The 24,835-nt window shown below is 72.7% G+C and carries 21 protein-coding genes; 10 read left to right on the top strand and 11 right to left on the bottom strand.

Annotation, left to right across the window (positions count from 1 at the left end; translation table 11 throughout):
• Nucleotides 1-74 precede the first annotated feature (74 nt).
• Nucleotides 75-1,739 carry a thiamine pyrophosphate-binding protein gene (locus QSJ60_RS08185; protein ID WP_285463260.1) on the bottom strand — a complete coding sequence of 555 codons (1,665 nt, stop codon included), beginning with the start codon at nt 1,737-1,739 and terminating at the stop codon, nt 75-77.
• 167 nt (nt 1,740-1,906) lie between these two features.
• Between QSJ60_RS08185 and QSJ60_RS08190 the strand changes: the two genes are divergently transcribed.
• The 5 genes from QSJ60_RS08190 (at nt 1,907) to QSJ60_RS08210 (ending at nt 7,756) form a co-directional block, all read left to right on the top strand.
• Entirely contained in the window at nt 1,907-2,212 is a 306-nt protein-coding gene (locus QSJ60_RS08190; RefSeq protein ID WP_230767680.1) for a hypothetical protein, read from the top strand.
• Between the two features lie 253 nt (nt 2,213-2,465).
• A complete protein-coding gene (locus QSJ60_RS08195; RefSeq protein ID WP_230767682.1) occupies nt 2,466-4,001 on the top strand; it encodes an ABC transporter substrate-binding protein in 1,536 nt (511 codons plus the stop codon).
• 82 nt (nt 4,002-4,083) lie between these two features.
• The gene (locus tag QSJ60_RS08200; RefSeq protein ID WP_230767685.1) at nt 4,084-5,025 is read left to right on the top strand and encodes an ABC transporter permease; all 942 of its coding nucleotides are present in this window, start codon (nt 4,084-4,086) and stop codon (nt 5,023-5,025) included.
• A complete protein-coding gene (locus QSJ60_RS08205) occupies nt 5,022-6,917 on the top strand; it encodes a dipeptide/oligopeptide/nickel ABC transporter permease/ATP-binding protein (RefSeq protein ID WP_285463261.1) in 1,896 nt (631 codons plus the stop codon). Before QSJ60_RS08200 ends, QSJ60_RS08205 begins: the two co-directional genes overlap by 4 nt.
• A complete protein-coding gene (locus tag QSJ60_RS08210; protein WP_230767688.1) occupies nt 6,914-7,756 on the top strand; it encodes an ABC transporter ATP-binding protein in 843 nt (280 codons plus the stop codon). Before QSJ60_RS08205 ends, QSJ60_RS08210 begins: the two co-directional genes overlap by 4 nt.
• 90 nt (nt 7,757-7,846) lie before the next feature.
• Here the strand turns inward: QSJ60_RS08210 and QSJ60_RS08215 are convergent, their stop codons facing one another.
• Nucleotides 7,847-9,259: an aldehyde dehydrogenase family protein gene (locus QSJ60_RS08215; protein WP_230767690.1), complete on the bottom strand. Its 1,413-nt coding sequence runs from the start codon at nt 9,257-9,259 to the stop codon at nt 7,847-7,849.
• A gap of 192 nt (nt 9,260-9,451) precedes the next feature.
• Between QSJ60_RS08215 and QSJ60_RS08220 the strand changes: the two genes are divergently transcribed.
• A complete protein-coding gene (locus QSJ60_RS08220; protein ID WP_285463262.1) occupies nt 9,452-11,044 on the top strand; it encodes a GMC family oxidoreductase in 1,593 nt (530 codons plus the stop codon).
• A gap of 73 nt (nt 11,045-11,117) precedes the next feature.
• Here QSJ60_RS08220 and QSJ60_RS08225 read toward each other — a convergent pair whose 3' ends face one another.
• From QSJ60_RS08225 to QSJ60_RS08245, 5 genes are all read right to left on the bottom strand, one after another.
• Nucleotides 11,118-12,380, bottom strand: a complete 1,263-nt coding sequence (locus tag QSJ60_RS08225) for a multidrug effflux MFS transporter (RefSeq protein WP_230767694.1) — start codon at nt 12,378-12,380, stop codon at nt 11,118-11,120.
• Nucleotides 12,377-13,384: an alpha/beta hydrolase gene (locus tag QSJ60_RS08230; protein ID WP_285463263.1), complete on the bottom strand. Its 1,008-nt coding sequence runs from the start codon at nt 13,382-13,384 to the stop codon at nt 12,377-12,379. Before QSJ60_RS08230 ends, QSJ60_RS08225 begins: the two co-directional genes overlap by 4 nt.
• 139 nt (nt 13,385-13,523) lie before the next feature.
• Nucleotides 13,524-14,507, bottom strand: coding sequence for an alpha/beta hydrolase (locus tag QSJ60_RS08235; protein ID WP_230767698.1), 984 nt, complete (start codon nt 14,505-14,507; stop codon nt 13,524-13,526).
• 83 nt (nt 14,508-14,590) lie between these two features.
• Complete coding sequence (locus tag QSJ60_RS08240) at nt 14,591-15,559, bottom strand: aldo/keto reductase (RefSeq protein ID WP_230767700.1); 969 nt, start codon at nt 15,557-15,559, stop codon at nt 14,591-14,593.
• A gap of 41 nt (nt 15,560-15,600) precedes the next feature.
• On the bottom strand, nt 15,601-16,710 hold the full coding sequence (locus QSJ60_RS08245) for a zinc-binding dehydrogenase (protein WP_285463264.1): 1,110 nt from the start codon (nt 16,708-16,710) through the stop codon (nt 15,601-15,603).
• 109 nt (nt 16,711-16,819) lie between these two features.
• Here QSJ60_RS08245 and QSJ60_RS08250 point away from each other — a divergent pair, with 109 nt between their 5' ends.
• Entirely contained in the window at nt 16,820-18,277 is a 1,458-nt protein-coding gene (locus QSJ60_RS08250) for an amidohydrolase (protein ID WP_230767704.1), read from the top strand.
• Nucleotides 18,278-18,364: 87 nt separating this feature from the next.
• Here the strand turns inward: QSJ60_RS08250 and QSJ60_RS08255 are convergent, their stop codons facing one another.
• Complete coding sequence (locus QSJ60_RS08255) at nt 18,365-19,105, bottom strand: SDR family NAD(P)-dependent oxidoreductase (protein WP_230767706.1); 741 nt, start codon at nt 19,103-19,105, stop codon at nt 18,365-18,367.
• A gap of 85 nt (nt 19,106-19,190) precedes the next feature.
• On the opposite strand from QSJ60_RS08255, the gene QSJ60_RS08260 reads away from it, so the two are divergent.
• Entirely contained in the window at nt 19,191-20,156 is a 966-nt protein-coding gene (locus QSJ60_RS08260; protein ID WP_285463265.1) for an aldo/keto reductase, read from the top strand.
• A 100-nt stretch (nt 20,157-20,256) separates the two neighbouring features.
• On the opposite strand, the gene QSJ60_RS08265 is transcribed toward QSJ60_RS08260, so the two are convergent.
• Entirely contained in the window at nt 20,257-20,985 is a 729-nt protein-coding gene (locus QSJ60_RS08265) for an alpha/beta fold hydrolase (protein ID WP_230767710.1), read from the bottom strand.
• Between the two features lie 130 nt (nt 20,986-21,115).
• Between QSJ60_RS08265 and QSJ60_RS08270 the strand changes: the two genes are divergently transcribed.
• Nucleotides 21,116-22,120 (top strand): methyltransferase, encoded by a 1,005-nt coding sequence (locus tag QSJ60_RS08270; protein WP_285463266.1) that lies wholly within the window; start codon nt 21,116-21,118, stop codon nt 22,118-22,120.
• A 74-nt stretch (nt 22,121-22,194) separates the two neighbouring features.
• Here QSJ60_RS08270 and QSJ60_RS08275 read toward each other — a convergent pair whose 3' ends face one another.
• Both QSJ60_RS08275 and QSJ60_RS08280 read right to left on the bottom strand, forming a co-directional pair.
• On the bottom strand, nt 22,195-22,779 hold the full coding sequence (locus QSJ60_RS08275; protein ID WP_285463267.1) for a TetR/AcrR family transcriptional regulator: 585 nt from the start codon (nt 22,777-22,779) through the stop codon (nt 22,195-22,197).
• Nucleotides 22,780-22,999: 220 nt separating this feature from the next.
• Entirely contained in the window at nt 23,000-23,596 is a 597-nt protein-coding gene (locus tag QSJ60_RS08280) for a TetR/AcrR family transcriptional regulator (protein ID WP_230767716.1), read from the bottom strand.
• Between the two features lie 234 nt (nt 23,597-23,830).
• Between QSJ60_RS08280 and QSJ60_RS08285 the strand changes: the two genes are divergently transcribed.
• Nucleotides 23,831-24,832, top strand: coding sequence for an ABC transporter substrate-binding protein (locus tag QSJ60_RS08285; protein WP_285463268.1), 1,002 nt, complete (start codon nt 23,831-23,833; stop codon nt 24,830-24,832).
• The last annotated feature ends 3 nt before the right edge of the window (nt 24,833-24,835 follow it).

The following is a 24,835-nucleotide window of genomic DNA, read 5'->3' on the forward strand; positions in this document are numbered from 1 at the left end:
CGGGCTCCACTTCCTCGTCGGGCGCTTGCGTTGATCGTATACGATCCAGCGCCTCGCGCGCGAGGCATCCGGGGTCAGCGGGAGTTCACGCGGATGATCTCGTGCTGGTACGGCGCGATCACGTCGCCCGAGATACGGCAGTCGAGGAGCAGGAACGGGCGCTCCGCCACCGGGCGTGCGGCCCAGTCCGCGAGGGCGTCGAGCTCGGCGAGCTCGCGCACGACGACGCCCTCCGCGCCGAACGCGCGCGCCGCGGCCGCGAAGTCGGCCTCGGGGATGCGCATCGGGCCTTCAGCGAGCCCCTTCAAGCCGTAGAGGTTCACCTCCGCGCCGTAGGCGGCGTCGTTCCAGACGACGGCGACGCCGCGTCCGCCCGCCGTGCGGATCGCGGTCTCGAGGTCGGCGATCGCCATCAGGCCGCCGCCATCGCCCGTCGTGAGCACGATCGTGGCCTCGGGGCGGGCGGCCGCCGCGCCGGCGACGCTCGGGAAGCCCTGCCCGATCGACTGGAACGCGGTGCCGACCATCATCATGCGGTCGGGCGCCGCGACCGGCCAGTACATGTTCGCCCAGCCGATGAAGTGCCCGCCGTCGGAGACGACCACGCGGTCCTCGGGCAGCAGTTCGGCGATCCGGCGCGCGGTGCTGCGCGGGTCGAGCCGGCCGTCGGGCGCGGCGGCCTCGCCGGGCTCGTAGGCCCGCGCGGCGGCGACGTCGACGCGCTCCCGCCAGCCGTCGGGGCGCACTGCCTCGCCCGTGAGGGCGATGAGCTGCGAGACGAGCTCGCGGGCGACGAGCCCGGCGTCGCCGCGCACGTAGCCGCCCACGTTCGGATGCGTCGCCGCGGCGGCGACATCGACCTGGAACACGCGCGTGCCCGGCGCGAACAGTTCGCCGAAGCGCATCGTGAACTGGTTCAGCGATGCGCCGAAGACGACGGCGACATCGGCCTCGCGGACGAGCGCCATCGCGCCGTCGGCGCCGAAGCCGCCGGTGACGCCGAGGTCGAAGCGCGCCTCGGGGAAGACGCCCCGGCCGAGCGCGGTGGAGGCGGTGAGCGCGCCGGCTGCGGCCGCGAGCTCGCCGAGCGCCTCGCCGGCGTCGGCGAGCCAGGCGCCGCGGCCGGCGAGGAGGAACGGTCGCTCCGCCCCGGCGAGAGCGCGGGCGATCTCGCTCAGCTGGCCGTGTGCGAACTCGCCGGCCGGGGCGATCGGCGCCGGCAGCGCGGGGGAGGGCGCCGCGGCGAGGGGGCCGGCCTCGGCGGCGGCGACGTCGTAGGGGATCGCGAGCACGACCGGCAGCCGGTACTGCAGGGCGTGCTCGACCGCGATGACCGTGGTCGCCGCGGCATCCGCGCGGCCCACCGTATAGGTGCGCGCGCCGACCGCCGAGGCGAGCGCGATCTGGTCGACGTCCCAGGGGCGCGGGCCCGAGGTCGGCTCGTCGCCGACGACGAGCACGAGCGGCACGCGCGCCTGCGCGGCCTCGGCGAGCGAGGTGAGGGTGTTGGTGAAGCCGGCCCCGTAGGTCGAGGTCGCCGCGGCGAGGCGCTTCGAGGCGCGGTAGTGGGCGTCGGCGGCGACGACGCCGCCGGCCTCGTGGCGCACGGCGGTGAACACGGCGTCGGTCTCGCGCTCGATCGCGTCGAGGAAGTAGGCGTTGCCGTTGCCCATCACGCCGAAGACGTGGCTGACGTGGGCGGAGAGGGCGTGGGCGACGTGGGAGGAGACGGTGGGCATGCGGCGGCCTTTCGAGACGCGACGGACGGATTCCGTATGTGTCTCGCAACCGACGCCGGCATCGGCTCGCTTCGTGCCCATTTTTCGAGCACCGGCGCGGATGGCGCGCCTGGACGCAACGAGTATACGGCGACGGAAGGATGCCGCGGGCACGGCATGATTGAGCCATGAAGACCGTGCAGTTGCGTCGCTATCAGATCGTCGAGGGCGAGTTCGAGGCGTTCGTGGAGTGGTTCGAGACCCGGATGCCCGCGGTGCGGCGCGCCACCGGGTTCGAGGTGGAGTTCGCCTACGGGCGGCCGGAGGCGAACGAGTTCGTCTGGGCCGTGAGCGTGCCGGGCGACCGCGCCGAGTTCGAGCGCGTCGAGGCCGCCTACCTCGTCTCCCCGGAGCGCCAGGGGGCGTTCGAGGGGATCCCGGAGCGCATCGCGGCCAAGGAGATCTCCTTCGTGGAGGACGTCTCGATCGCCTGAATTCCGGGGGCGGACCGCGGGGGCGGCGACGTGCGCGGGCACGTCGCCGCCCCGTCTTTCTCCAGGTGTTGTGTTTCTTGTCAACAGTTGTAGACTTACCCGCACGGCACATCGAGGTGACGACCTCTCGAGCTCCACGGCTACGGCGCCGCGGCGCATCGACGCGCAGAACGCGACCGGAGGGATCGGCACTCGCCCTGACCGCGATGTCCCGCAGCACCCACCTGTTTCCCCGCAATCGAGAGAAGAAGACATGAAGAAGGCACTGCCAGGCGTCGCCCTCGCCGCGGCCGCCGCGTTCGCGCTCACCGCGTGCACGTCCGGTACTGACGCGCCCTCCGACGGTGACGGCGGGACCTCGGTCCACCCGCTGAGCATCGGCAACTTCCTGGACGTCACCTCCTGGGACCCCTCGCTCGCCGACATCGGCTTCGACGGCCCCTACCTGTCGGCGGTCTACGACCCGCTGCTGACCATCGACGGCGACGGCCAGCCGCAGCCCGGCCTCGCGACCGACTGGGAGGTGTCCGACGACTTCACCACCATCACGATGAACCTCCGCACCGACACCGAGTTCTCCAACGGCGAGGCCTTCAACGCCGAAGCCGCCGTGAAGAGCCTCGAGTACCTGAAGGCGGGCGTCCGCTCGCAGGAGGCGTACCAGAAGGTCGAGAGCTTCGAGGCGGTCGACGAGGACACCATCGCCATCCACCTCACCCAGCGCGACGACACGATCCTCTACTTCATGGGCCTCGGCCGCAGCTACATGATGGCGCCCTCGGCCATCGACGACGGCTCGCTCGCCACCGCCCCCGTCGGCTCCGGCCCCTACACGCTGGGCGCGAGCTCGGTGCCCGGCGCGGAGTACCACTTCGACAAGGTCGCCGACCACTGGGCCGCCGAGGACTTCCCCTTCGACCCGCTCACCATCTCGCCGCTCTCGGACGCGACCGCCATGCTGAACGGCATGGAGGGCGGTCAGTTCAACCTCATCTACGGCGACAAGACCGCGATGGACCTGGCCCCCGACAACGGCTGGAACGTCGCCAGCGGCCTCTCGATGTGGGTCGGCCTGCAGTTCAGCGACCGCCTCGGCGCGACCGAGATGGGCAAGCCGCTCGGCGACGTGCGCGTGCGCCAGGCGCTGAACTACGCGTTCAACGGGCAGGAGCTCGTCGACACCATCGGTCAGGGCGTCGGCGTCGCGACCAACCAGGTGTTCCCGGCCGACACCCCCGGCTACGTCAAGTCGCTGAACGACATGTACCCCGCGAACATCGAGAAGGCGAAGCAGCTGCTCGCCGAGGCGGGCTACGCCGACGGCTTCGACGTGACCATGCCGATGGCCCCGCCGTTCCAGCCGTGGCAGGCGATCATCGAGCAGACCTTCGGCGAGCTCGGCATCGGCGTCACCTTCAAGGAGACCGACTTCATGCAGTACATGTCGGTCGCGCCCGAGTACCCCATGTTCGTCGCGGTCATCGCGATGGACGGCAACCCGGTCGCCACGGTCGAGCGCCAGATTGCGAAGCCGCAGTGGTACAACCCGAACCCCGGCGTCGAGGCGTTCCCCGAGATCCAGGCCCAGATCGACACGGTGTTCACCGCCGAGCCCGGCGACGAGCAGATCGCCGCGATCGAGAAGCTCAACGAGCTCGTCACCGAGCAGGCCTTCTTCTCGGTCTGGAGCCAGTCGACGAACACCTACATCTCGACCTCCGAGTTCGAGGTGACGCCGGTCATCGGCATGATGTTCCCGACGCTCCGCCAGATCGAGGTCGTGGGCTGACCGCCTCGGGACGGGGCCGCGCAGCCCGCGCGGTCCCGTCCCACCGGCTTCCCCCGAGTCCGCACCCGATCCAGGAGACCCCATGCTCACCTTCACGCTCAAACGGCTCGTCTCCGGCGTGATCCTGCTCGCCGTCGTGGCGACCGCGACCTTCTTCCTGGCGCACGCCGCGATCCCCGACCCCACGCTGGGCCTCCTCGGCAGCGCCGCCACCCCCGAGGCGCAGCAGGCGCTCGCGGCGAAGATCGGCACCGACCGGCCCGTGATCGTGCAGTTCGGCGACTGGATCGCCGGGCTCGTCCGCGGCGACCTCGGCGACTCCTGGAAGAACTTCCAGCCCGTCGGCGCGCAGATCGCGCTGAAGCTCCCCGTCACCCTCTCGGTCGTGACCGCTGCGGTGCTGCTCTCCGCCGTGCTCGGCGGCCTGCTCGGCGTGCTCGCCGGCCTCCGCCCCGGCACCTGGATCGACAAGCTCGTGAAGGCCGGCGCCGTCATCCTCTTCGCGCTGCCCGGCTTCTGGGTGGCGCTCCTGCTCGTCATGACCTTCGCGGTGCAGCTCAAGTGGTTCCCCGCGGTCGGCTACGTGCAGCCGCAGGAGTCGGTCGGCGGATGGCTCCAATCGATCACCTTGCCCGCGATCTCCCTCGCCCTCGGCGCCGTCGTGATGATCGCCGAGCAGCTCCGCAACGCGATCATCCGCGCCGACGGCCTCGACTACATGCGCACGCTCCGCAGCCGCGGCCTGCCGCAGTGGCGGATCGTCGTGCATCTGCTGCGGAACTCGGCCCCGCCCTCGCTCACGATCCTCGCGCTCATGTTCGTCGGCCTGCTCTCGGGCGCCATCATCGTCGAGCAGATCTTCGCGCTGCCCGGCATCGGGCCGCTCACGCAGGCGTCCTCGCAGAACGGCGACATCCCGATGCTGCTCGGCATCACCGTCGTGACGGTCGTCTTCGTCGTCATCATCAACTTCCTGCTCGACATCCTGCTCGGCTGGATCAACCCGAAGGCGCGTGTGAAGTGACCTCCCCGCTGACCGAGAACATCGACACCCGCGCCGGCCGTCGCGGCTCCGTCTTCGTCCGCCTGCTGAAGCGCCCCGCCGGGGCGATCTCCTTCGGCATCCTCGTGCTGATCGTGCTCGTCGCGGTCTTCGCGCCGCTGCTCGCCCCGTACGACCCGAACTTCGTCGACCTCTCCATCACCCGCGCCCTGCCGAGCCCCGAGCACCCGCTCGGCGGCGACACGACCGGCCGCGACGTGCTGAGCCGGCTGATCTGGGGCACCCAGATCACGCTCTGGGGCGCACTCGTGGCGATCGTGACCTCGCTCGTCATCGGCGTGCCCTCGGGCCTCGCGGCAGGGTATTTCGGCGGCGCGACCGACCGCATCGGCACCTGGATCAGCGACGCCGTGCAGTCGGTGCCCGGCATGATCATCCTGCTCATCGTCGGCGCGAACACCGGCAACGACTTCAACCTGCTCATGGTCACCGTCGGTGTGTTCATGGCGCCCGGGTACTTCCGGCTCACCCGTGCGACGGTGCTCGCCGTGCGCAACGAGGCCTACGTCGACGCGGCGAAGGTCTCCGGCCTCTCGCACGCGCGGATCATGGGGCGGCACGTCATCCGCCCCGTCGTCGCGCCGATCGTCATCCAGTCCGCCCTCACCGCCGGCATGGCGATGGGCATGCAGGCGGGCCTGCAGTTCCTCGGCATCGGCGGCGGCACCACCCCGGGCTGGGGTGCCGCGATGAACGAGGGCTTCCGCGTCATGCGCACGGATCCGCTGCTGCTGCTCTGGCCCTCGCTCGCCCTCGGCATCTCGATCGCCGCGCTCGCGGTGCTCGGCTCGACGCTCGCCGACGTCGTGAGCGTCACCGCCCCACTGCCCTCGCGGAAGGCGCGACGCGCCCGCCGCGCGGCGGAGCGCGCCGCGGCCTCCGGCGAGCCGCTCGCCGTCACCGCTTCGACGGGCGCCGTCGCGCACGCCGCGGTGGACTCGGCGGTGCAGATCGAGAACCTGCGGGTGCGCTACGAGACCGCCGACGGCGAGGTCGAGGTGGTGCACGGCATCACGCTCGACGTGGCCCCCGGCGAGGTGCTCGGCATCGTCGGCGAGTCCGGCTCCGGCAAGTCGCAGACGGTGTTCTCGGTGCTCGACCTGCTGCCGAAGACGGGCAGCTACACGGCCGACGCGATCTGGATCGGCGGCGAGGACGTCACCGCGCTCGGCCGCCGCGAGCGGGCGCGCCTGCTCGGCCGCGAGATCGGCTACGTGCCGCAGGAGCCGATGACGAACCTCGACCCCTCGTTCACGATCGGGCATCAGCTCACCGAGCCGCTCCGCGCCGTGCACGGGATGAGCCGCGCCGACGCGAAGGCCAGGGCGCTCGCGATGCTCGAACGGGTCGGCATCGCCGATCCGCCCCGGGTCATGCGGGCGTACCCGCACGAGCTGTCCGGCGGCATGGCCCAGCGCGTGCTCATCGCCGGCGCGATCGCCGCGAAGCCCTCGGTGCTCGTCGCCGACGAGCCGACCACGGCGCTCGACGTGACGGTGCAGGCCGAGGTGCTGGAGCTCCTGCGCGAGCTCCAGCAGGAGTACCGGATGGCGCTCGTCATCGTCACCCACAACTTCGGCGTCGTCGCCGACATCTGCGACCGGGTGGTCGTCATGCGGCACGGCTCCTTCGTCGAGATCGGTGAGGTGGCGCAGCTCTTCTCGAACCCGGACGACCCGTACACCCGCGAGCTCATCGCGGCCTCGCTCGACGGGGCCGAGAGCCGCGCCGAGCTCGACCGCGCGTTCGCGCTGACCGGCTCTGCCGTCACCGCTGGCGACCCCACGCCGACCAGCACCACGGACACCACGGATGCCTCGACCGAGGCCGACCGCAAGGAGGTGCGCGCATGAGCGCGACCGCATCCGCCGCGCCGCTGCTGCAGGCGAAGGACGTCGTCGTCGAGTACGGCACCCGCCGCAAGCCGAATCGGGTGCTGCACGAGGTTTCGCTCGAGATCGCTCCCGGCGAGTGCCTCGGCCTCGTCGGCGAGTCCGGCTCGGGCAAGTCGACCCTCGGCAAGGCGATCCTCGGCCTCGTGCCCGTCGCTGGCGGCTCGATCGCCTTCGACGGCCGCGACATCACGCACGCCTCGGGCCGGGACCGCCGGGCGCTCGCCGCCGACATCCAGGTCGTCTTCCAGGACCCCTACGGCTCGCTCGACCCGCTGATGACGGTGGGCGACATCCTCGCCGAACCGCTCGCCACGGCCGGTGCGAGCCGCGCCGAGGCGAAGGCCGTGGTGGGCGAGATGCTCGACCGGGTGCGGCTGCCGAAGCACGTCATCGACCGCTACCCGAGCGAGTTCTCGGGCGGGCAGCGGCAGCGCATCGCCATCGCGCGGGCGCTCGTGCGCCGGCCGAAGCTCATCATCTGCGACGAGCCGGTGAGCGCACTCGACCTCACGACGCAGGCGACGATCCTCGACCTATTCATCGAGCTGCAGCGCGACACCGGCGTCTCGTACCTCTTCGTCTCGCACGACCTCGGCGTCGTGCGCCGTGTCTGCCACCGCGTCGCGGTGATGTACCGCGGCACGATCGTCGAGACCGGCGACGGCGAGCAGGTCACGGGCGACCCGCAGGACGCCTACAGCCGCCGCCTGCTGATGGCCTCGCCGGTCGCGGACCCCGCGCTGCAGGCCCAGCGTCGCGAGGCCTGGCTGGCGCTGCGCGGCGAGCGCGCCGCCTGACGGGGCGGACGCCGCCCGGCCGGCACGATCCCGGGCACGAGGAAGGGCCCCGCTCGTCGAGCGGGGCCCTTCCTCGTCGCGGTGCTCGGCTCAGCCGCTGACGACCTGCGGCTCGGCGACGGCCTTCAGGCCCTCGACGCCGAACTCGCGGCCGTAGCCGGACTGCTTCGCCCCGCCGAACGGCACCATCGGGTGCAGTCCGCCGTGCGAGTTGATCCACACCGTGCCGGCCTGCAGGCGCGCGGCGATCTCGCGGGCCCGATCCCGGTCGGCGGACCAGACGGAGGCGCCGAGGCCGACCTCGAGCTCGTTCGCGAGGCCCACGACCTCGTCGAGGTCCGAGTAACGGATCACCGGCAGGGCCGGGCCGAACTGCTCCTCGACGACGAGGTCGTTGTGCGGGTCGATGTCGGCGACGATCGTCGTCGGGTAGAAGTTGCCGACGGCGTCGTGGTCGGGGTCGCCACCGAGCACCACGCGGGCGCCGGAGGCCTTCGCCGACTCGACGAGGCGGTCGACGATCTCGTACTGGCCGCGGTTCTGCAGCGGGCCGAGCACGTTCTGCTCGTCGAGGCCGACGCCCATCGGTACGTTCTTGGCGACCTCCACGAGTGCCGCGACGACCTCGTCGTAGACGGAGTCGTGCACGTAGAGCCGCTTCAGGGCGGCGCAGGTCTGGCCCGTGTTGATGAACGCGCCCCAGAACAGGTTCTCGGCGATCGCCGCGGGGTCGACGTCGGGCAGCACGATGCCGGCGTCGTTGCCGCCCAGCTCGAGGGTGAGCCGCGTGACGTTGTTCGCGCTCGCCTCGATGATGCGCTTGCCCACCGGGGTGGAGCCCGTGAACATGATCTTGCCGACCTTCGGGCTTTTCGTGAGCGCGTCGCCGACGGTGCGACCCGGGCCGGCCACGATGTTCAGCACCCCGGCGGGCAGCACCTCGTTCATGACGGCGACGAGGGCGAGCCCCGAGAGCGTCGTCGTCTCGGCCGGCTTCGCGACCACGGTGTTGCCCATCCGCAGCGAGGGGGCGATCTGCCAGATCGCGATCATCATCGGCCAGTTCCACGGCGAGATCGCGCCCACGACGCCGATCGGGCGGTAGTGCAGCTCGGCGTAGTTCTCGCCGTCGTCGACGACGACCTCGACGGGCAGCGGCGTCTCGGCGGTGGCGCGCAGCCACGCGACGCAGGCGCCGACCTCGAAGCGGGCGTTCGGCCCGTTCAGCGGCTTGCCCTGCTCGCGCGAGAGCAGCTCGGCGAGCGGCTCGGCTGCGGCCTCGATGGCGTCGGCGGCGCGGTGCAGGTAGCCGCGGCGCTCCTCGTCGGCGAGGGCGGCCCACGCGGGCTGCGCGGCGACGGCAGTGTCGATGGCGCGTTCGAGGTCGGCGACGTCCTGCACCGGCGCGGTGCCGATGAGCTCGCCCGTGGCCGGGTCGTGCACGTCGCGGGACGGCCCCGACGCCGGCGTGATCGCCTCGAGGAGGCGGTCGTAGCTTTCCATGGATTCCTCCACTCAGAGAGTCCGGTCGAGACCGGGTGAATCCGGTCGGATCCCACGCTACGAGCGCCCGCCCGACCGGCCTTGACCTGGCGAGCACGAGCGTTGACCGTGTGCGTACTGGGCCGTCCGGGCCCTCGCCGGGGCGGGCGCGGGCTGGCAGCCTCGAGGCATCCCCGATGGAGAGGAACGCCCGTGGCCGCAACCCCCCAGTCCACCGTCACCCCCGAGCCCGGCGACGGCGCGCGTCGCGTCGTCGTCGTGGGCGCGGGCTCCGCCGGCAGCGTCGTCGCCCGCCGGCTCGCCGACGCCGGCGTCTCGGTCACCGTGCTCGAGGCCGGCGGCGAGGACACGAACCCCGCCATCCACGACCCGAGCCGGATGGGCGAGCTCTGGCACAGCCCCGACGACTGGGACTACTTCACCGAGCCGCAGCCCGCCGCGGCGGATCGCCGCCTGCACCTGCCCCGTGGCAAGGTGCTCGGCGGCTCGCACTCGCTGAACGCCATGATCTGGGTGCGCTGCGCGCCCGCCGACTACGACCACTGGGCGAGTCTCGGCAACGAGGGCTGGTCGTGGGCCGAGGTGCTGCCGATCTACCGGGACATCGAGCGCTTCTCGGGCGGCGCCTCGGCGCTGCACGGCGATGCCGGCCTCCTCGACGTCACCGACGACTACCCGCTCGACCCGATCCAGGCGTCCATCATCGAGGCCGCCGTCGAGGAGGGGCTCGAGCACAACCCCGACTACAACGGCGACCACCTCGACGGCGTCTCGCAGGAGCAGGTGACCATGCGCGACGGACGTCGCCTGAACACCTACCTCGCGTACCTCGCGCCCGTGCGCGACGCGGTCGACGTCCGCGTCGGCTGCCACGTGCACCGGCTGGTCTTCGCGGAGCCCGAGCCCGGCGCAACACCGGGGGCCGGCGCTCCCGGCAGCGGGCCGCGCGTCGTGGGCGTGGTCTACGAGCAGGACGGCGAGCTGCACGAGCTGCGCGCCGACGAGGTCGTGCTCGCCGCCGGCGCGATCGACTCGCCGCGGATCCTGCTGCGCAGCGGCATCGGGCCGGCGGACGAGCTCGCCGAGCTCGGCATCGACGTCGTCGCGGACCTGCCGGGCGTCGGCCGCAACCTGCACGACCACCTGCTGTCGCCGGTGATCTTCACGACCGAGCGCCCGGTCGGGCCGCCGCACGAGGGCGTGTCGGTGACGCAGACGCACCTGTTCTGGAAGAGCGACCCCGCCCTCGAGGTGCCGGACACCCAGCCGATCAATTTCAGCGTGCCGATGTACCAGGAGGGCATGACCGGACCCGGCGACGGATTCTCCCTCATGGCCGGGATCGTGACGCCGAAGAGCCGCGGCAGCATCCGCCTGTCCGGACCCGAGCCGCATGACCCGCTGCGCATCGACCTCGGCGCGCTCTCGCACCCCGACGACGTGCGCTCCCTCGTCGCCTCGGTCGCGCAGTGCCGCCGGATCGGTCGGCAGCCCGCGCTCGCCGAGGCGTGGGGCGCCTCGGAGCTCTACCCGGGTCCCGAGGTCCCGGACGACGAGCTCGAGGACTACGTGCGCTCGACCGCGATCACGTACCACCACCAGGTCGGCACCTGCGCGATGGGCGTCGGCCCCGACGCGGTCGTGGACCCGAAGCTCCGGGTGCACGGCGTCGCGGGGCTCCGCGTCGCGGATGCCTCGATCATGCCGCGCGTGACGACGGGCAACACGAATGCTCCGGCCGTGCTGATCGGCGAGCAGGCCGCCCGCTTCCTCCTCGCCGACTAACCGCCGCTCCCGACCACACCCCGAGTTGCCCGACTTTCATGAAAGTCGGGCAACTCGTAGGTGAGGGTGGAGCTCAGGGGGCGAGGGCGCCGCGGCGGCGGAGCGCGGGGAACACGACCGCCCAGCCGAGCGCGAGCGCGACGAGCGCGCCCGCGGCGATCGTCGAGCCCATGGCGAGCGCGGTCGCCCCGGTGAGCGAGGCGAGCGGGGCCACGATCGGGCCGACGGTGAACTGCGCGGTGCCGAGGACGGCGGATGCCGTGCCCGCCCGGTCCCCGTGCGCCGAGAGCGCGAGCGTGGAGCCGTTCGGGCCGCCCACGCCGACGCTCGCGAGGAAGAGGCCGAGCGCGAGGATCACCCAGAGCGCGACGCCGGCGATTGCGCCGCCGAGGAGCAGCAGGGCGCAGGCGGCCGTGACGCTGAGGCCGAGGAGGTACATCCGGGCGGGCCCGGTGCGGCGCACGAGCACGCGGCTGAGCTGCGCGCCGGCCATGTTCGCCACGGCGTTCGCGGCGAAGCACAGCGAGAACAGCTGCGGGCTGAGGCCGAACTCGTCCTGGAGCACGAAGCTCGACATCGAGAGATAGGCGAAGAAGGCGACGCCGCCCGCCGCCGAGGCGCCGAGCACGGCGAGGAAGAGCCCGTCGCGGGCGAGCGCGCCGAGATGCCGACCGCTCGCCGCGAAGCCGCCGCCGTGCCGGCGCTCGGGCGGCAGCGTCTCGCGCATGAGGGTGAGCGCGAGCACGAAGAGCAGCGCGCCGACGCCGCCGAGCACGCCGAAGATGCCGCGCCAGTCCATGACGAGCGCGAGCTGGCCGCCGATGACAGGGGCGACGATCGGCGCGGAGGCGCTGACCAGCATCAGCAGGGAGAGCATGCGGCTGAGCTCCGCGCCCGAATAGAGGTCGCGCGCGACGGCGAGGCAGATGACGATGCCCGCCGAGCCGGCGAGCCCCTGCAGGAATCGGGCGGCGAGCAGCACCTCGATGCTCGGTGCCACGACGCAGACGAGCGAGAGCACGGTGAACAGCGCGACCCCGACGAGGAGCGGGCGGCGACGGCCGAAGCGGTCGCTCAGCGGCCCCGCGACGAGCTGGCCGAGCCCGAGCCCGATCATGCAGACCGACATGGTCGCCTGGGCGAGCGCGTCGCTCGTGCCGAGGCTCGTGGCGAGCTGCGGCAGGCTCGGCAGGTAGAGGTCCATCGACAGCGGGCCGAAGGCCTCGAGCAGGCCGAGCACGAGCATCGCCCGACCGACGCCCATGATCGGCCGGGGGCGGCCCGCCGCTCCGGGCGCGTCCGGCCGGGCGCCGGCGTCGCCCGCGTCGTGCGTCACGGCGACAGCTCGAACGGCTCGACGCCGAGGATGCGTCGCAGCCAGCTGTCGCGCACCTCGTTCGCCGCCCGGGAGACGATCGCGTCCGGCGAGAAGCCCGAGAAGCCGTGGTAGGCGCCCGCCCAGACGTGCAGCTCGGCCTGGCCGCCCGCCGCCCAGATCCGGGTGGCGTAGTCGACCGTCTCGTCGCGGAACACCTCGGCCGCGCCGACCTCGAGGTACGCCGGCGGCAGGCCGCCGAGCTCGGCGGCGCGTGCGGGCGCGACGGCCGGGGCGACGTCGTCGCCGAAGCGGCGCTCGCCGAGCACGGCGGTCCACGCGGTGTCGTTGTTGTTCCGGTCCCAGGCGCCGATGCCGTCGTACTGCCGGCTCGAGACGGTCTCGTTGCGGTCGTCGAGCATCGGGCAGTTGAGGAGCTGGCCGGCGAGACAGGGCCCGCCGCGCTCCCGCGCGAGCAGCGAGACCCCGGCGGAGAGGCCGCCGCCCGCGCTCGCGCCGGAGACGATGATCCGCTCGGGGTCGACGCCGAGTTGGCCGGCGTGCGCGGCGAACCACTCGAGCGCCGCGTAGCAGTCCTCGACGGCGGCGGGGCCCGGGTGCTCGGGGGCGAGCCGGTACTCGACGGCGACGCCGACGGTGCCGTAGCGCAGGGCGAGCTCGATGAGCTCGGGGGTGCCGAAGAAGCGGGTGCCGAGCACGAGGCCGCCGCCGTGGATGCCGAGCACGCCGGGTGCGGCGGCCTCGGCGCGTTCGCGGGGGCGGATAACCGTCACCTCGACCTCGGGCGCGCCGGCGGGCCCCGGCACGCGCCGGTGCTCGAAGTCGAGCGGCAGCTCGCCGATCTGCGCCTCGATCGGCGGGATGATGGTGGCGAAGTGCGCCCGGTTCGCGAGGATCGTGTCGGCCCGGAGCGGGATGCGCTCGACGAGCTCGAGGAAGGCGGCGAGCCCGGGCTCGAGGGCGGGGTCGTAGGGCACCGGGGTAGGCGCGGCGTCGGTGGTCATCGGGACTCCCTCGTTCCGTGGCGGTGTGCGCGTCTGCGCGAGGTTCAGGTCCGAGTCGTCCGTGCCGGCGGGGCAGGCGTTCCGCCGGCACGGACGTCGGGGTCGGTGGGGCGCTCGGCTCAGCGGCCGGGCACGCGGGTCAGAGGCCGAGCACCCGGCGGAGCCAGGAGTCCCGGGAGGCGAGCGCCGCGCGGGTGAGCTCGGTGTCGGGCGCGTACATGTCGAAGCCGTGGAAGGCGCCGCCCCAGACGTGCAGCTCGGCCTGACCGCCGGTCGCCCAGATGCGGCTCGCGTAGTCGACGTCCTCGTCGCGGAACATCTCCGCCGCACCCACCTCGATGAACGCGGGGGCGAGGCCGGAGAGATCGGCGGCTCGGCTCGGCGCGGCGTAGGCGGGCGCCTCCGTGGAGCCGGCGAGCTCGGCGCCGAGCACCATCCGCCAGGCGAGCAGGTTGAGCTCGCGCTGCCAGGTGCCGATGCCGTCGTACTGGTAACTGCCCACGGTGCTGTTCGTGTTGTCGAGCATCGGGCAGATCAGCAGCTGGCCGGCGAGCGCGGGGCCCTTCCGGTCGCGCGCCATCAGGGCGACCGCGGCCGCGAAGCCGCCGCCCGCGCTGCCGCCCATGACGACGACCCGTTCGGGGTCGACGCCGAGCTCGGCGGCGTGCTCGGCCGTCCAGACGAACGCGGCGTAGTTGTCCTCGACGCCGGCGGGGTAGGGGTGCTCGGGGGCGAGGCGGTACTCGACGTTGACGCCGACGACGCCGAGCGACTCGACGAGGTCGATGACGCGACCGTGCTCCCAGGAGCGGTGACCGACGATCATGCCGCCACCGTGGTAGTTGACGAGCGCCGGCAGCGGCGTGCTCGCCGCGGCGTGCCCCGCCGGGCGGAAGATCGTGATCTCGAGATCGGGCGAGCCTTCCGGGCCGGGGATCACCCGCTCCTCGGTCTCGACTGCGCGGCCGGCGACGAGCTCGGCGGCGGACGGGAACATCCGGTCGGCGCCCTCCCGGGTGTGCGGCAGGCTCTCCTCCGTGAGCGGCGGCTGCGGGGCGGCGTTCATGGCCTCGAGGGCGGGCAGCAGTTCGTCGGCGAACGGCACGGGCGGGTAGGCGGTCATGGTCTCGGCTTTCGATCGGTCGGTCGGGAGAACGGGGTGGATGCCTCGGTGCGGCGGAGCGGGCGGCGGATGCCTCGGGCCGCTCAGGGGCCCTCGGGGTCGACGACCCCGCGGTCGGCCCAGAACGGCTCGACGAGCCGGCGCAGCTCGGCGGCGCCGACACGCTCGGCGAGCTCGACGGCCGCGAGGTTCTGCTCGAGCTGCGCCATCCGGGTCGCGCCGAAGAGGGTCGTCGTGTTCGCCGGGTGGGTGAGGGTGAAGGCGACAGCGAGCTGGGCCGGGCTCGCGTCGAGCGACTCGGCCAGCGCGACGAACTCGGGCACCTGCTCGACGATGCGGGCGCGGACGTCGCCGGGGTCCCGGCCCACCTCGCGCTCGCGCTCGACCCGGCCGGCGAGGATGCCGCCCTCCATCACGTCGGAGGCCTGCATGCTGAAGCCGCGCTCCCAAAGGGCGGCGAAGGGCTCGCCGTCGGGGATGGACCGGCGGGCGACGCTGTACTTCAGCTGCGCGATCTGCGGGCCGGGCACCCCCTCGGCCTCGGCGAGCTCGAGCAGCGTGCGGATGTTCGTCGCCGACCAGTTGTTCACCCCCCAGGCCCGGATGAGCCCGGCCTCGGCGAGCCCGGCGAGGTCCAGCACGAGCTCGCGCAGCGAGAGGTCGTCGCGGCGCAGGTCGCCGAGGATGACGAGGTCGGCGTACTCGGTGCCGACGCGGAACAGCGCCCGCTCCAGTTGCGGCCGGAAGCCGCCCTCGCCGTAGCCCTCGAGCCAGAGCTTCTCGGAGAGCTGGTACTGCTCGCGGGCGAGCCCGGCGCCGCGCACGATCGCCGAGAACAGCACGTCGGTGATCGCGGGCGGCTTCATGCCGGGGAAGCCGTAGACGCCGACGTCGAAGAGGGTGATCCCGCGCTCGACGGCGGTCGCGACGAGCTCGACGGCGTCCTCGAAGTCCATGCGGTCGTAGGTGTGCCAGGAGCCGAGCGCCAGCACGCCGGTGCGGATGCCGCTCGTGCCGATCTCGCGGGTGGGGATGGTGGTGGGTGCGGTCATGGTCGCTCCAGTCGTGGGCGTGCGGTCGTGGTGGCGCCGGCTCAGGGCAGGCGGGGGTCGATGACGGCCTTGATCTCGCCGAGCCGATGCATCCGCTCGATGTGCGCGCTCGCCTCGGCGAGCGGGACGGCGGGGGAGAAGAGCTCGTCCCACGGCATCCGATCGGCGAAGGCGCGGAAGAAGTCGATGGCGCGGGCGTAATCGGAGATGTCGCCGTTCAGCGAGCCGACGACGGTCAGCTCCTTGCCCATGACCGCCGAGAGGGCGATCGGCTCGCCGACGGGGCCGGTGGAGCCGACGACGACGAAGGTGCCGCGCTGGGCGGCCATGCCGATCGCCTCGGGACCGACGCTCGGCGCGCCGGCGAAGTCGAGCACGAGATCCGCGCCCTGCCCATCGGTGAGTTCGAGCACCCGGGCGACGACCGCGTCCGAGCCGCCCTCGATGCCCACGACGTGATCGGCGCCGAAGCGCTCGGCCATCGCCAGTCGTTCGGCGGGGGCGCCGACGGTGATGACCGTGCCCGCGCCGGAGAGCTTTGCGACGGCGGTGGCGAAGATGCCGAGGGCGCCCGAGCCCTGCACGACGACGCGGGAGCCGGGCCGCACGCCGCCCGCTCGGCCGAAGGCGCGCAGCACGGTCTTGGCGGCGCAGCCGGCCATCGAGGCCCAGGTGTCCTTGACCTCGGCGGGCAGCAGCAGCTTCGCCGCGCCGGGCACCACGTAGGCGTAGTCGGCGAGACCGGCGGTCGCGTAGGGCGGCACGTCGGAGCGCTGCAGGAAGCCGTAGCCGCGGCGGCTGCAGGCGACGGGCTCGCGGAGCACGGTGCAGCCGAAGCACTCGCCGCAGGTGGACTCGGACCAGCCGATCCGGTCGCCGACGGCGAGCTCCCGGCCGAGCGCGTCGCGGGTGCCTTCACCGACGGCGACGACCTCGCCGACCATCTCGTGGCCGAGCACCATCGGCAGCATGCCGGGAAAGCTCATCCGGCCCGACCAGATCTCGATGTCGGTGCCGCAGAGGCTCGCGCAGGTGATGCGCACGAGCGCCGCGCCGGGCTCGACCTGCTGGGGGAGCGGGAGCTCCTGCAGCTCGAGGGGCTCGCCGTGCGCGGTGAGCACGGCGGCGCGGGTGGTCGTGGGGATCGTCATCGAAAGCTCCCTTCGAGGCGGTGGTTCCGGTCGCGACGTTGTCGACCGGCCGCCGATGTGGGTTATTCTACATACGTTGACCAAAATTGCCAGCGCTCGAGGAGGAGACGTGCAGGGAGTCGAACGATCGGGTGCCGAGGGCCCCGCCGAGCTGGTGCTCAGAGGGGGGATGGTGCTCGCGCTCGACGCCGCCGACACCCGCGGCACCGCGATCGCCGTGCGGCACGGGCGAGTGCTCGCCGTCGGCGACGAGGCGCGGATCGCCCCGCTGATCGGCCGGCGCACCCGCGTGGTCGATCTCGCAGGGCGCGCCGTCATCCCGGGCATCAACGACTCGCACCTGCACGCGACGTGGCTGGGCGCGATGTGGCCCGACACGGTCTTCGGGGCGATGGAGGCGGGCGCCGGCGCCGAGGTGCCCGCCGGCGGGCACGGCGGACCGCTCGCCGAGGCCGCCCCGCTCGAGGCATCCGCCGCCGATCCGCACGTCCCGTCCGGGCCCCGCCTCGTCGATGACGAGGCCGGCCGGCGCCGGGCCATCCTGCGCGCGGGCGAGCTCATCGCCTCGCTCGGCATCACGAGCTACACGGAGCCCGGCCTCGGGCCGGGCGAGGACGACGGCGCGACCGGATGCTTCGGCCAGGCCGTGCTCGACAGCTACCGCGCGCTCGAGTCGGAGCGCGCGCTGCGCGCCCGCGTGAACGTGCTCGCCCTGTTCGGCGTGCTCGACGGGCCGAGCGAGCTGCGGGCGTTCCTCGCCGGACTGCGCGGGCTCGAGCGGCAGACCGAGCGTCCCGCCTGGCTGCGCGTCGCCGGGGTGAAGATCTTCGCGGACGGCATCCCGCCGATGCTGCAGGCGTGGACGGCGCACGCCTATCCGGACGGATCGCACGGCGGGCTCCTCGTCGGCGGAGGGGACCTCGACCAGCGCGCCGCGAACCTCGGTGAGATGATCCGGGCCGTGCACCGGCAGGGCCTCCAGCTCGGCGTGCACGCCACCGGGGACCGCACGATCGATCACGTCGTCGACGCGGTCGAGGCCGCCGCCGCGGAGGCTCCGGCCGATCTGCGCCACTACGTCATCCACGGCGACCTCGTCACCCCGGCGGCGCTCGAGCGGATGCGCGGGCTTGGCATGGGCCTCAACGTGCAGGCCGGGATCGCTGCGAAGACGGCCCCGTGGGTCGCCGGGGTGCTCGGCGAGGAGGTCGCCGCGGCGGCGTGGCCGATCGGGCGCGCGATCGAGGCGGGCGTGCGCGTCTCGCTCAGCTCGGATGCCCCCGTGCTCGCGCCGGACTGGCGGCAGGGCGTGGCGGACGCGGATGCCTGGATGGGCGCCGCGGCGCCGGCGGAGGCTGAGCGGCGGATGCTGCAGCTGCTGCGCGCGTACACGGTCGTGCCGGCGCATCAGGACGGCGCAGAGAGTTGGAAGGGCACGCTCGCGCCGCGGATGGCGGCCGACCTCTGCGTGCTCGAGGCGAACCCGCTGGAGCTCACCCCAGCCGAGCTGCCCGGCGTGGGCGTCGAGCTCACCGTCGTCGACGGCGACGTCGTCTACGAGCGCTGATCCGCCCCAGCCCCGACTCCCCCCAACCCAGAGTTGCCCGACTTTCATGAAAGTCGGGCAACTCGGTCGGCGGTGTGGCGCGGCGGCTCAGGTGAGCAGCTGGCCGCCGTCCACGGCGAGGCTCACGCCCGTGATGTGCGCGGCGCCCTCGCCCGCGAGGAAGACGACGGCGGGGGCCACCTCCTCGACTTCGGCGAGCGTGCCGAGCGGGATGCGGCTCGACCAGGCCTCGCGCGCGGGGGAGCCCTCCGGCATCCCCATCCGCAGCATCGGCGTCAGCACCGGCCCCGGCGCGACCGCGTTCACGCGGATGCCGTGCCCGGCGAGCTCGATCGCCGCCCAGCGGGTGAGTGAGTCGACGGCGGCCTTGCTCGACTCGTAGGCGCCCATCCCGGGCGTGGGTTGGCGGCCGCCGATCGAGGAGATGTTCACGATCGCGCCGCGGGTGCCGTTCGCGATCATACGACGGGCGACCGCCTGGGTGATCGTGAAGGTGCCGACGATGTTCACGTCGACGATCGAGCGGTAGGCGTCGGGCTCGAGCTCGGTGAGGGCGCCGTGCACCGAGAGGATGCCGGCGTTGTTCACGAGGACGCCCACCGGGCCGTGTTCGGCCTCCAGCTCCTCGACCGCGCGGGCGGCGGCCCCGGCATCCGTGATGTCGAGGGTGAGGTGCGCGACGCCGAGCTCCTCGCCCGCCGCGCGTGCGGCGTCCGCGTCGACGTCGGCGACGACGACCCGGTCGCCCGCGTCGCGGAACGCGGCGGCGATGCCGCGGCCGATGCCGCCGGCGCCGCCGGTGATGAGCACGATTCGAGGTTCGGACACGGGATCTCCTTCTGCCGTCGGCGTGCGTCGGTGCACGCCCGTGGTTATATTATACGAGCGTAGAAAAAAGCGACGAGGAGGCCGCATGACCGTCACCGTTCCCACCCGCCAGCTCGGCCCCGGCGGGCCGGAGGTCCCCGTCTTCTCCCTCGGGTCCTGGAACACCTGGGACCGCATAGACTTCGACGACGCGGTCGCGCTGATCCGTCGCGCGCACGAGTCCGGCGCGGCGTTCTTCGACGTGGCGCACTACGACCTGGGCCCGCACGCCGAGCAGGCGACGACCGACCTGATCTTCGGCCGTGCCGTGCGCGAGGCCGGGCTCGCCCGCGAGGACTACCTGCTCTGCGGCAAGCTCTGGCTCTGGGAGTACCCGCGCGTCGGCTTCGCCGGGCAGTTCACCACCTCCCTCGAGCGCATCGGCGTCGAGCGCGCGGAGTTCGCCGTCGTCGGCGACTACCTCGAGCCGATCGACGTGCGCCGCGTCGTCGACGACGTGCAGGCCGAGATCGCGGCCGGCCGGCTCGGCGCGTGGGGTGTCAACAACTGGCGAGCCGACGACCTCGTGCTCGCGCTCGACCACGCCGAGCGCGAGGGGCTCGTGCCGCCGAGCTTCGCGCAGCTGAAGTACGGCCTCGTGCGTCGCTCGATGGCCGAGGGGCCGGAGTACGGCGAGCTGTTCGCGTCTGGGCGGCTGGCGCTGCAGGCCTCGGATGCCTTCGAGGGCGGCATCCTCGCGGGCAAGGCCGTGCCCGGTCGCAAGATCGGCGCGGACGTCGGCGGGATCCGCGAGCGCATCGTCGCGATCTACCCGGAGGTGGCCCGGATCGCCGCCGAGCTCGATGCGACCCCGACGCAGCTCGGCATCGCATTCTGCCTCGCGAACCCCGTGACGGCCAACGTGCTCTTCGGCGTCAGCCGGATGTCGCAGCTGGAGGACAACCTCGGCGCGCTCGCCCTGCTCGATCGCGTCGGCGCGGAGGGCATCCGCGCCGCGACGGCGGGCCTGCAGCTCGACCAGGACGTCCGCTCCGACGGCGTCTGGGCGTAGCCGCGCACCGCGCCCGCCTGCTCCAACCCCGAGTTGCCCGACTTTCATGAAAGTCGGGCAACTCAGGATTTGGGCGGGGTCAGGCGTCAGGCGTCAGGCGTCAGGCGAGGAAGTCGAGCACCGCCCGGTGGAACTCGGGGCTCGCGAGCGCGCCGAGGTGGTCCCCGGGCACCCGCACGAGCTGCCCGCGCGCGACGCCCTCGACCACGCGGTCGAGGCCCGTCGTCATGGGGTCGTCCACTCCCGCGACGAACAGCACGGGGATCGCCGGGATATCCTGCGCCGGGTCGAACGGCTCGCGGGCGAGGCCGGCGATGAGGCGCGGCAGCGAGTCGCGGTCGCGGCCCGGAGCGCCGATCATCGCGGCCATCATGCCGAGGATCGGGTTGGCCGGCGCCTCGCCGTCCATCGCGCGGACCAGAGCGGCGACGTCGACGCCGGCGAACGGCTCGAAGGGGCTGAGGCCGCCGAGCACGAGGCGCTGCACACGCGGTTCGGCCGCCGCGAGCGCCCAGGCGAGCCGCGCCCCGAGCGAGTAGGCGACGACGTCGACCGGCCCGGACTGGGGGAGTGCCTCGCGGATGGCCCGGACGACCGTGCTCGTCGAGGCGTCCTCGTCCGCCCCGATCGCGCCGCCGGCGCCGTGCCCCGGCAGGTCGACGACGATCGCCTCGCGCCCGGAGGCGGCGATCGCGTCGGCGAGGCCGCTCGCCACGAAGTCGGTCTCGCCGTCCGAGGCGAAGCCGTGCAGGAAGACGACGGGGGCGTTGCCGCGGTCCGCGGTGTCGCCGGCCGCGGGCAGGGTGCGGGTGCTGACGGTGAGTGGCATGCGTTCGCTTTCGACGGTGAATGAACGGGTGGATTTGTTTTTCTATGTTAGTAGAAAAACGTGTAGCATCGTGCTGAATCCACGACATCGCCGTCCCACGGATGCGGGCGGCCGCACAGGAAGCGCAGCCATGACCGACACCCTCCAGCCCGCCGAGCGGGCCGCCAGCCCCGCCGCCATCGTCGACATCGCGATCGGCTTCATGGGCGCCAAGCAGCTCATCACCGCGAGCCGCATCGGCCTGTTCGCCGCGCTCGCCGACGGCCCGCTCGACGCCGGGGCGCTCGCCGCAGCGACCGGCGTGCCGGAGCGCCAGGTGCGGATCCTCGCGGACAGCATGAACGCGCAGGGGCTGCTCGAGCGCGAGGGCGGCCGCTACTCGCTGACGCCGGATGCCGCGGCCTACCTCACCGGCGATCGCGCCGAGATCGACCTCGGGCCCTTCCTCGCCTTCCTCGGCGACACCTCCTATGAGCAGTGGCGCGGCTACGACCGCACCGTCGACTCCGACGCGCCGGGCGTGCTCGAACTCGACGAGGCCGGCTGGGGCCGCTTCCTCGCGGGCGTGATGCGCTACAACGAACTGCACGCCGACGAGTTCGCCCGCGCCTTCGACGTCACCGGGCGGCGCTCGCTGCTCGACCTCGGCGGCCTCAGCCCGGCCTTCGCCGTCAACGTCATGCGGGCGAACCCCGAGCTCACCACGCGCTTCGTCGTCGCGCCCGACTTCGCCGACTCCGTCGCGCAGGCCGTGGCCGAGGCGGGCCTCGCGGACCGCGCCGTCGTCGAGGGCGGCGACACCGAGTCGGTCGAGCCGGGCGGCGAGCACGACCTCGTCTTCGTGAACCACGTGCTGCACCGCTTCACGGCGGAGCAGAACCGCACCATCCTCGCGAACGCCCGTGCGGCCGCGGCACCCGGCGCGAAGCTCGCGGTGCTCGACTTCACGCTCGACGACGAGCCGCGCCAGCGCCGGATCGACGCGCTGCACGCGGGGGAGTACTACAACATCGACGGCACCGTCGTGTTCCCCGAGGCCGACGTCCGCGAGTGGCTCGAGGGTGCCGGCTGGCGCTACGTGGAGACCATCGCGCTGCCGGGCAGCCCGCGCATCCTGGTGGCCGAGGCGCGCTGACCGCCCTGCCACGCTCTGCAAACCGAGTTGCCCGACTTTCATGGAAGTCGGGCAACTCGGTTTCGGGGCTGGAGCTAAAGTCGCTCGAAGAAGGCGCGGAGGTGCGCCTCCTGCAGCGCCGGCGTCGAGCTCTCGGGCGAGATGAGGCTCATGATGTTCGCCCCGACGTTGAGCAGCACGATCTCGTCAACGAGCTGCTCGTCGGGCGTGGCGGTCGTGATGTCGCCGTCCTCTCGGCCCTCGGCGACGTAGCGGGCCAGCGCCCCGCGCCAGACCGCGAGGTGGGCGAGGTAGGCCTCGTGCAGCGTCTCGTTCGAGACGGCGCGCTCCCAGAACGAGAGCAGCACGCGGCCGGAGGTGACGCGCTCGTCGTCGAGCGGCATCGCGGCCCAGCAGATGGCGCGGAGGGCGGCGACGCCGCGCTTGTCGGCCACCTCGGCCTCGATGTGCTCGCCCATCAGGCCGAGCGAGCGCTCGTAGGCGCCCTGGATGATCTCGTCCTTGCCGGGGAAGTAGTGCTTGAGCGCGCCGTTCGCGAAGCCCGCCTCCGCGGCGATCTCGCGCATCGTCGCCGCCTCGATGCCGCCCTTGACGATGAGCCGCCAGGTGACGTCGACGATGTCCCGGCGTCGCTGGTCGTGGTCGATCACCTTCGGCATCCGGCCCTCTTCCCGTCTTCGCGCGGGCGGCGCAGATCGCCGGCGCTCACGCGTCAACCAGTGTAGGCGAACGGTCAGCGGCGGGCGCGTCGAACCACCCTGGTTCGCTGAGCTCGTCGACGGGCCGCCGCCCTGGTTCCCTGAGCTTGTCGAAGGGAATGCCGCGCTTCGACGGGCTCAGCGAACCAACCGCTTCGACGGGCTCAGCGAACCAGCGCGATCAGCGGCGGGCCCGGAAGCGGTCGAGCAGCGCGTCGAGGCCCTGGTCGAGGTGCGCGTCGCCCGCCTCGTCGGGCATCAGCACGGCGATCATCTGCCAGCCGGCGTTCCGCGCGGAGACCTCGTTCACCGCGGTCGCGATGTCGACCTCGGGCGCGAGCTCGCCGTCCTCCTGCGCCTCGCCGAGGAAGCGCCGCATGAGCTCGCGCCAGCGCAGGTTGTGCTCGCGGTGGATCTCCCAGATCTCGCGGTCCTGGGCGGCGTGGTCCCAGAAGGCGAGCACGACCTTCGCGTAGCGCGGTCCGGCCTCGCCGAACGGCAGGATCTCGAGGCACATCTCGCGCAGCGCGTCGAGGCCCCGGAGGCCCTCGACGCCCGCCAGGATGCGGTCGTTGGCCTGGGTGTGCAGCCGCTGGAACGCCGCGGTGAGCACGCTCTGCTTGTCGGGGAAGTAGCGGGCGATCGCGCCGTGCGCGTAGCCGGCCTCTGCGGCGATCTCGCGCATCGTCGCGCGCTCGAAGCCGTCGCGCACGATGAGCCGCATGAGCGCCTCGACGATGTGCGCGCGACGCTCGTCGTGGTCGACGATCTTCGGCATGGCGCACCTCCTGTCGCGACGATCATACGGATGCCTCGCACCGATGATGCGCGTGGATCAGGCCGGGATGCGGCGTTTCGTCTCCATTTGGTGATTATCGTTACCGATCCGTGATCCAGCGGCGCACGAACGTCGGTATCGTTTAGTCACCAATCGGTGACTAACCGTTCGTGGCGAACCGATCGCCCTCCCTGATCGAACCGGTCGCATCCCCCGACGACGAAGGAGTCGCTCATGAAGACCACCTCCCGCATCGCGGCGGCCGTGGCAGCCATCCCGCTCGCGGCGCTCGCGTTCACGGCCTGTTCGTCCGGCGCGCCCGCCGCCACCGAGGGCGCGGACGGCGAGCTGACCACGCTCAAGGTCGCCACCATCGGCCTCACCTCCGACGGCGCGCTGCTCACCGGCATCGAGCAGGGCTTCTTCGAGGAGGAGGGGCTCGCGCTCGAGACGAGCGTCGTCGCCAACCCGCCCGCGGGCCTCGCCGCCGTGCAGAGCGGACAGGTCGACATCGCCTACTCACCGAGCATCCCGCTCCTCAACGCGCTCAGCCAGGGCGTGCCCGTCAAGGTCATCGGCGCCGCCGACGGCTACCCCGAGGACGCCGCCACTGCCGAGGACCCGGCCGCCCTCGACGACACCGGCCTCTTCGCCGCCGCCGGCAGCGGGGTCGCCGACGTCGCCGACCTCGCGGGCAAGACCATCGCGATCCCGGCGCGCAAGGCGCAGCTCGAGGTCGTCATCGCCGGCGAGCTCGAGAAGGCCGGGATCGACCCCGCGAGCGGCGTGAACTGGGTCGTGCTCGACTTCACCTCGGCGGTCGCCGCGCTGAAGAACGGCACCGTCGACGCCGCCGGCCTCGTGAGCCCCTTCACCACCGAGGCGGCTGCGGCCGGCGCGACCCAGATCTCCGCCCCGTCGGTCGGCTTCTTCGAGCGCGGCGCAACGGGACTCTGGACCGCCGGCGCCTCCATCGTCGAGCAGAAGGCCGACGCGATCGCCGCCTTCCAGCGCGCCCTCGTGAAGACGAACGCCTACGCCACCGAGCACCCCGAGGAGGCCATCCAGGCCGGACTCGACTACACCGGCTCGACGCTCACGCTCGACGAGGTCAAGGTGCCCGTCTGGCCGGCCGAGGTGAAGACGGAGGACCTCGAGCTGCCCAACGAGAAGATGGTCGAGCTCGGCTTCCTCCAGAAGCCCGTCGAGCTCGACGGCGTCATCGTCACGGGCTGATCC

It is taken from the genome of Agromyces sp. NBRC 114283, assembly GCF_030268405.1.
Classification (GTDB): Bacteria; Actinomycetota; Actinomycetes; order Actinomycetales; family Microbacteriaceae; genus Agromyces; species Agromyces mediolanus.

Coding starts and splice junctions, on each gene's coding strand:
- QSJ60_RS08185 (WP_285463260.1), bottom strand. CDS start 1,739: ATGCCCACCGTCTCCTCCCACGTCGCCCACGCCCTCTCCGCCCACGTC.
- QSJ60_RS08190 (WP_230767680.1), top strand. CDS start 1,907: ATGAAGACCGTGCAGTTGCGTCGCTATCAGATCGTCGAGGGCGAGTTC.
- QSJ60_RS08195 (WP_230767682.1), top strand. CDS start 2,466: ATGAAGAAGGCACTGCCAGGCGTCGCCCTCGCCGCGGCCGCCGCGTTC.
- QSJ60_RS08200 (WP_230767685.1), top strand. CDS start 4,084: ATGCTCACCTTCACGCTCAAACGGCTCGTCTCCGGCGTGATCCTGCTC.
- QSJ60_RS08210 (WP_230767688.1), top strand. CDS start 6,914: ATGAGCGCGACCGCATCCGCCGCGCCGCTGCTGCAGGCGAAGGACGTC.
- QSJ60_RS08215 (WP_230767690.1), bottom strand. CDS start 9,259: ATGGAAAGCTACGACCGCCTCCTCGAGGCGATCACGCCGGCGTCGGGG.
- QSJ60_RS08230 (WP_285463263.1), bottom strand. CDS start 13,384: ATGACCACCGACGCCGCGCCTACCCCGGTGCCCTACGACCCCGCCCTC.
- QSJ60_RS08235 (WP_230767698.1), bottom strand. CDS start 14,507: ATGACCGCCTACCCGCCCGTGCCGTTCGCCGACGAACTGCTGCCCGCC.
- QSJ60_RS08240 (WP_230767700.1), bottom strand. CDS start 15,559: ATGACCGCACCCACCACCATCCCCACCCGCGAGATCGGCACGAGCGGC.
- QSJ60_RS08245 (WP_285463264.1), bottom strand. CDS start 16,710: ATGACGATCCCCACGACCACCCGCGCCGCCGTGCTCACCGCGCACGGC.
- QSJ60_RS08260 (WP_285463265.1), top strand. CDS start 19,191: ATGACCGTCACCGTTCCCACCCGCCAGCTCGGCCCCGGCGGGCCGGAG.
- QSJ60_RS08265 (WP_230767710.1), bottom strand. CDS start 20,985: ATGCCACTCACCGTCAGCACCCGCACCCTGCCCGCGGCCGGCGACACC.
- QSJ60_RS08270 (WP_285463266.1), top strand. CDS start 21,116: ATGACCGACACCCTCCAGCCCGCCGAGCGGGCCGCCAGCCCCGCCGCC.
- QSJ60_RS08275 (WP_285463267.1), bottom strand. CDS start 22,779: ATGCCGAAGGTGATCGACCACGACCAGCGACGCCGGGACATCGTCGAC.
- QSJ60_RS08280 (WP_230767716.1), bottom strand. CDS start 23,596: ATGCCGAAGATCGTCGACCACGACGAGCGTCGCGCGCACATCGTCGAG.
- QSJ60_RS08285 (WP_285463268.1), top strand. CDS start 23,831: ATGAAGACCACCTCCCGCATCGCGGCGGCCGTGGCAGCCATCCCGCTC.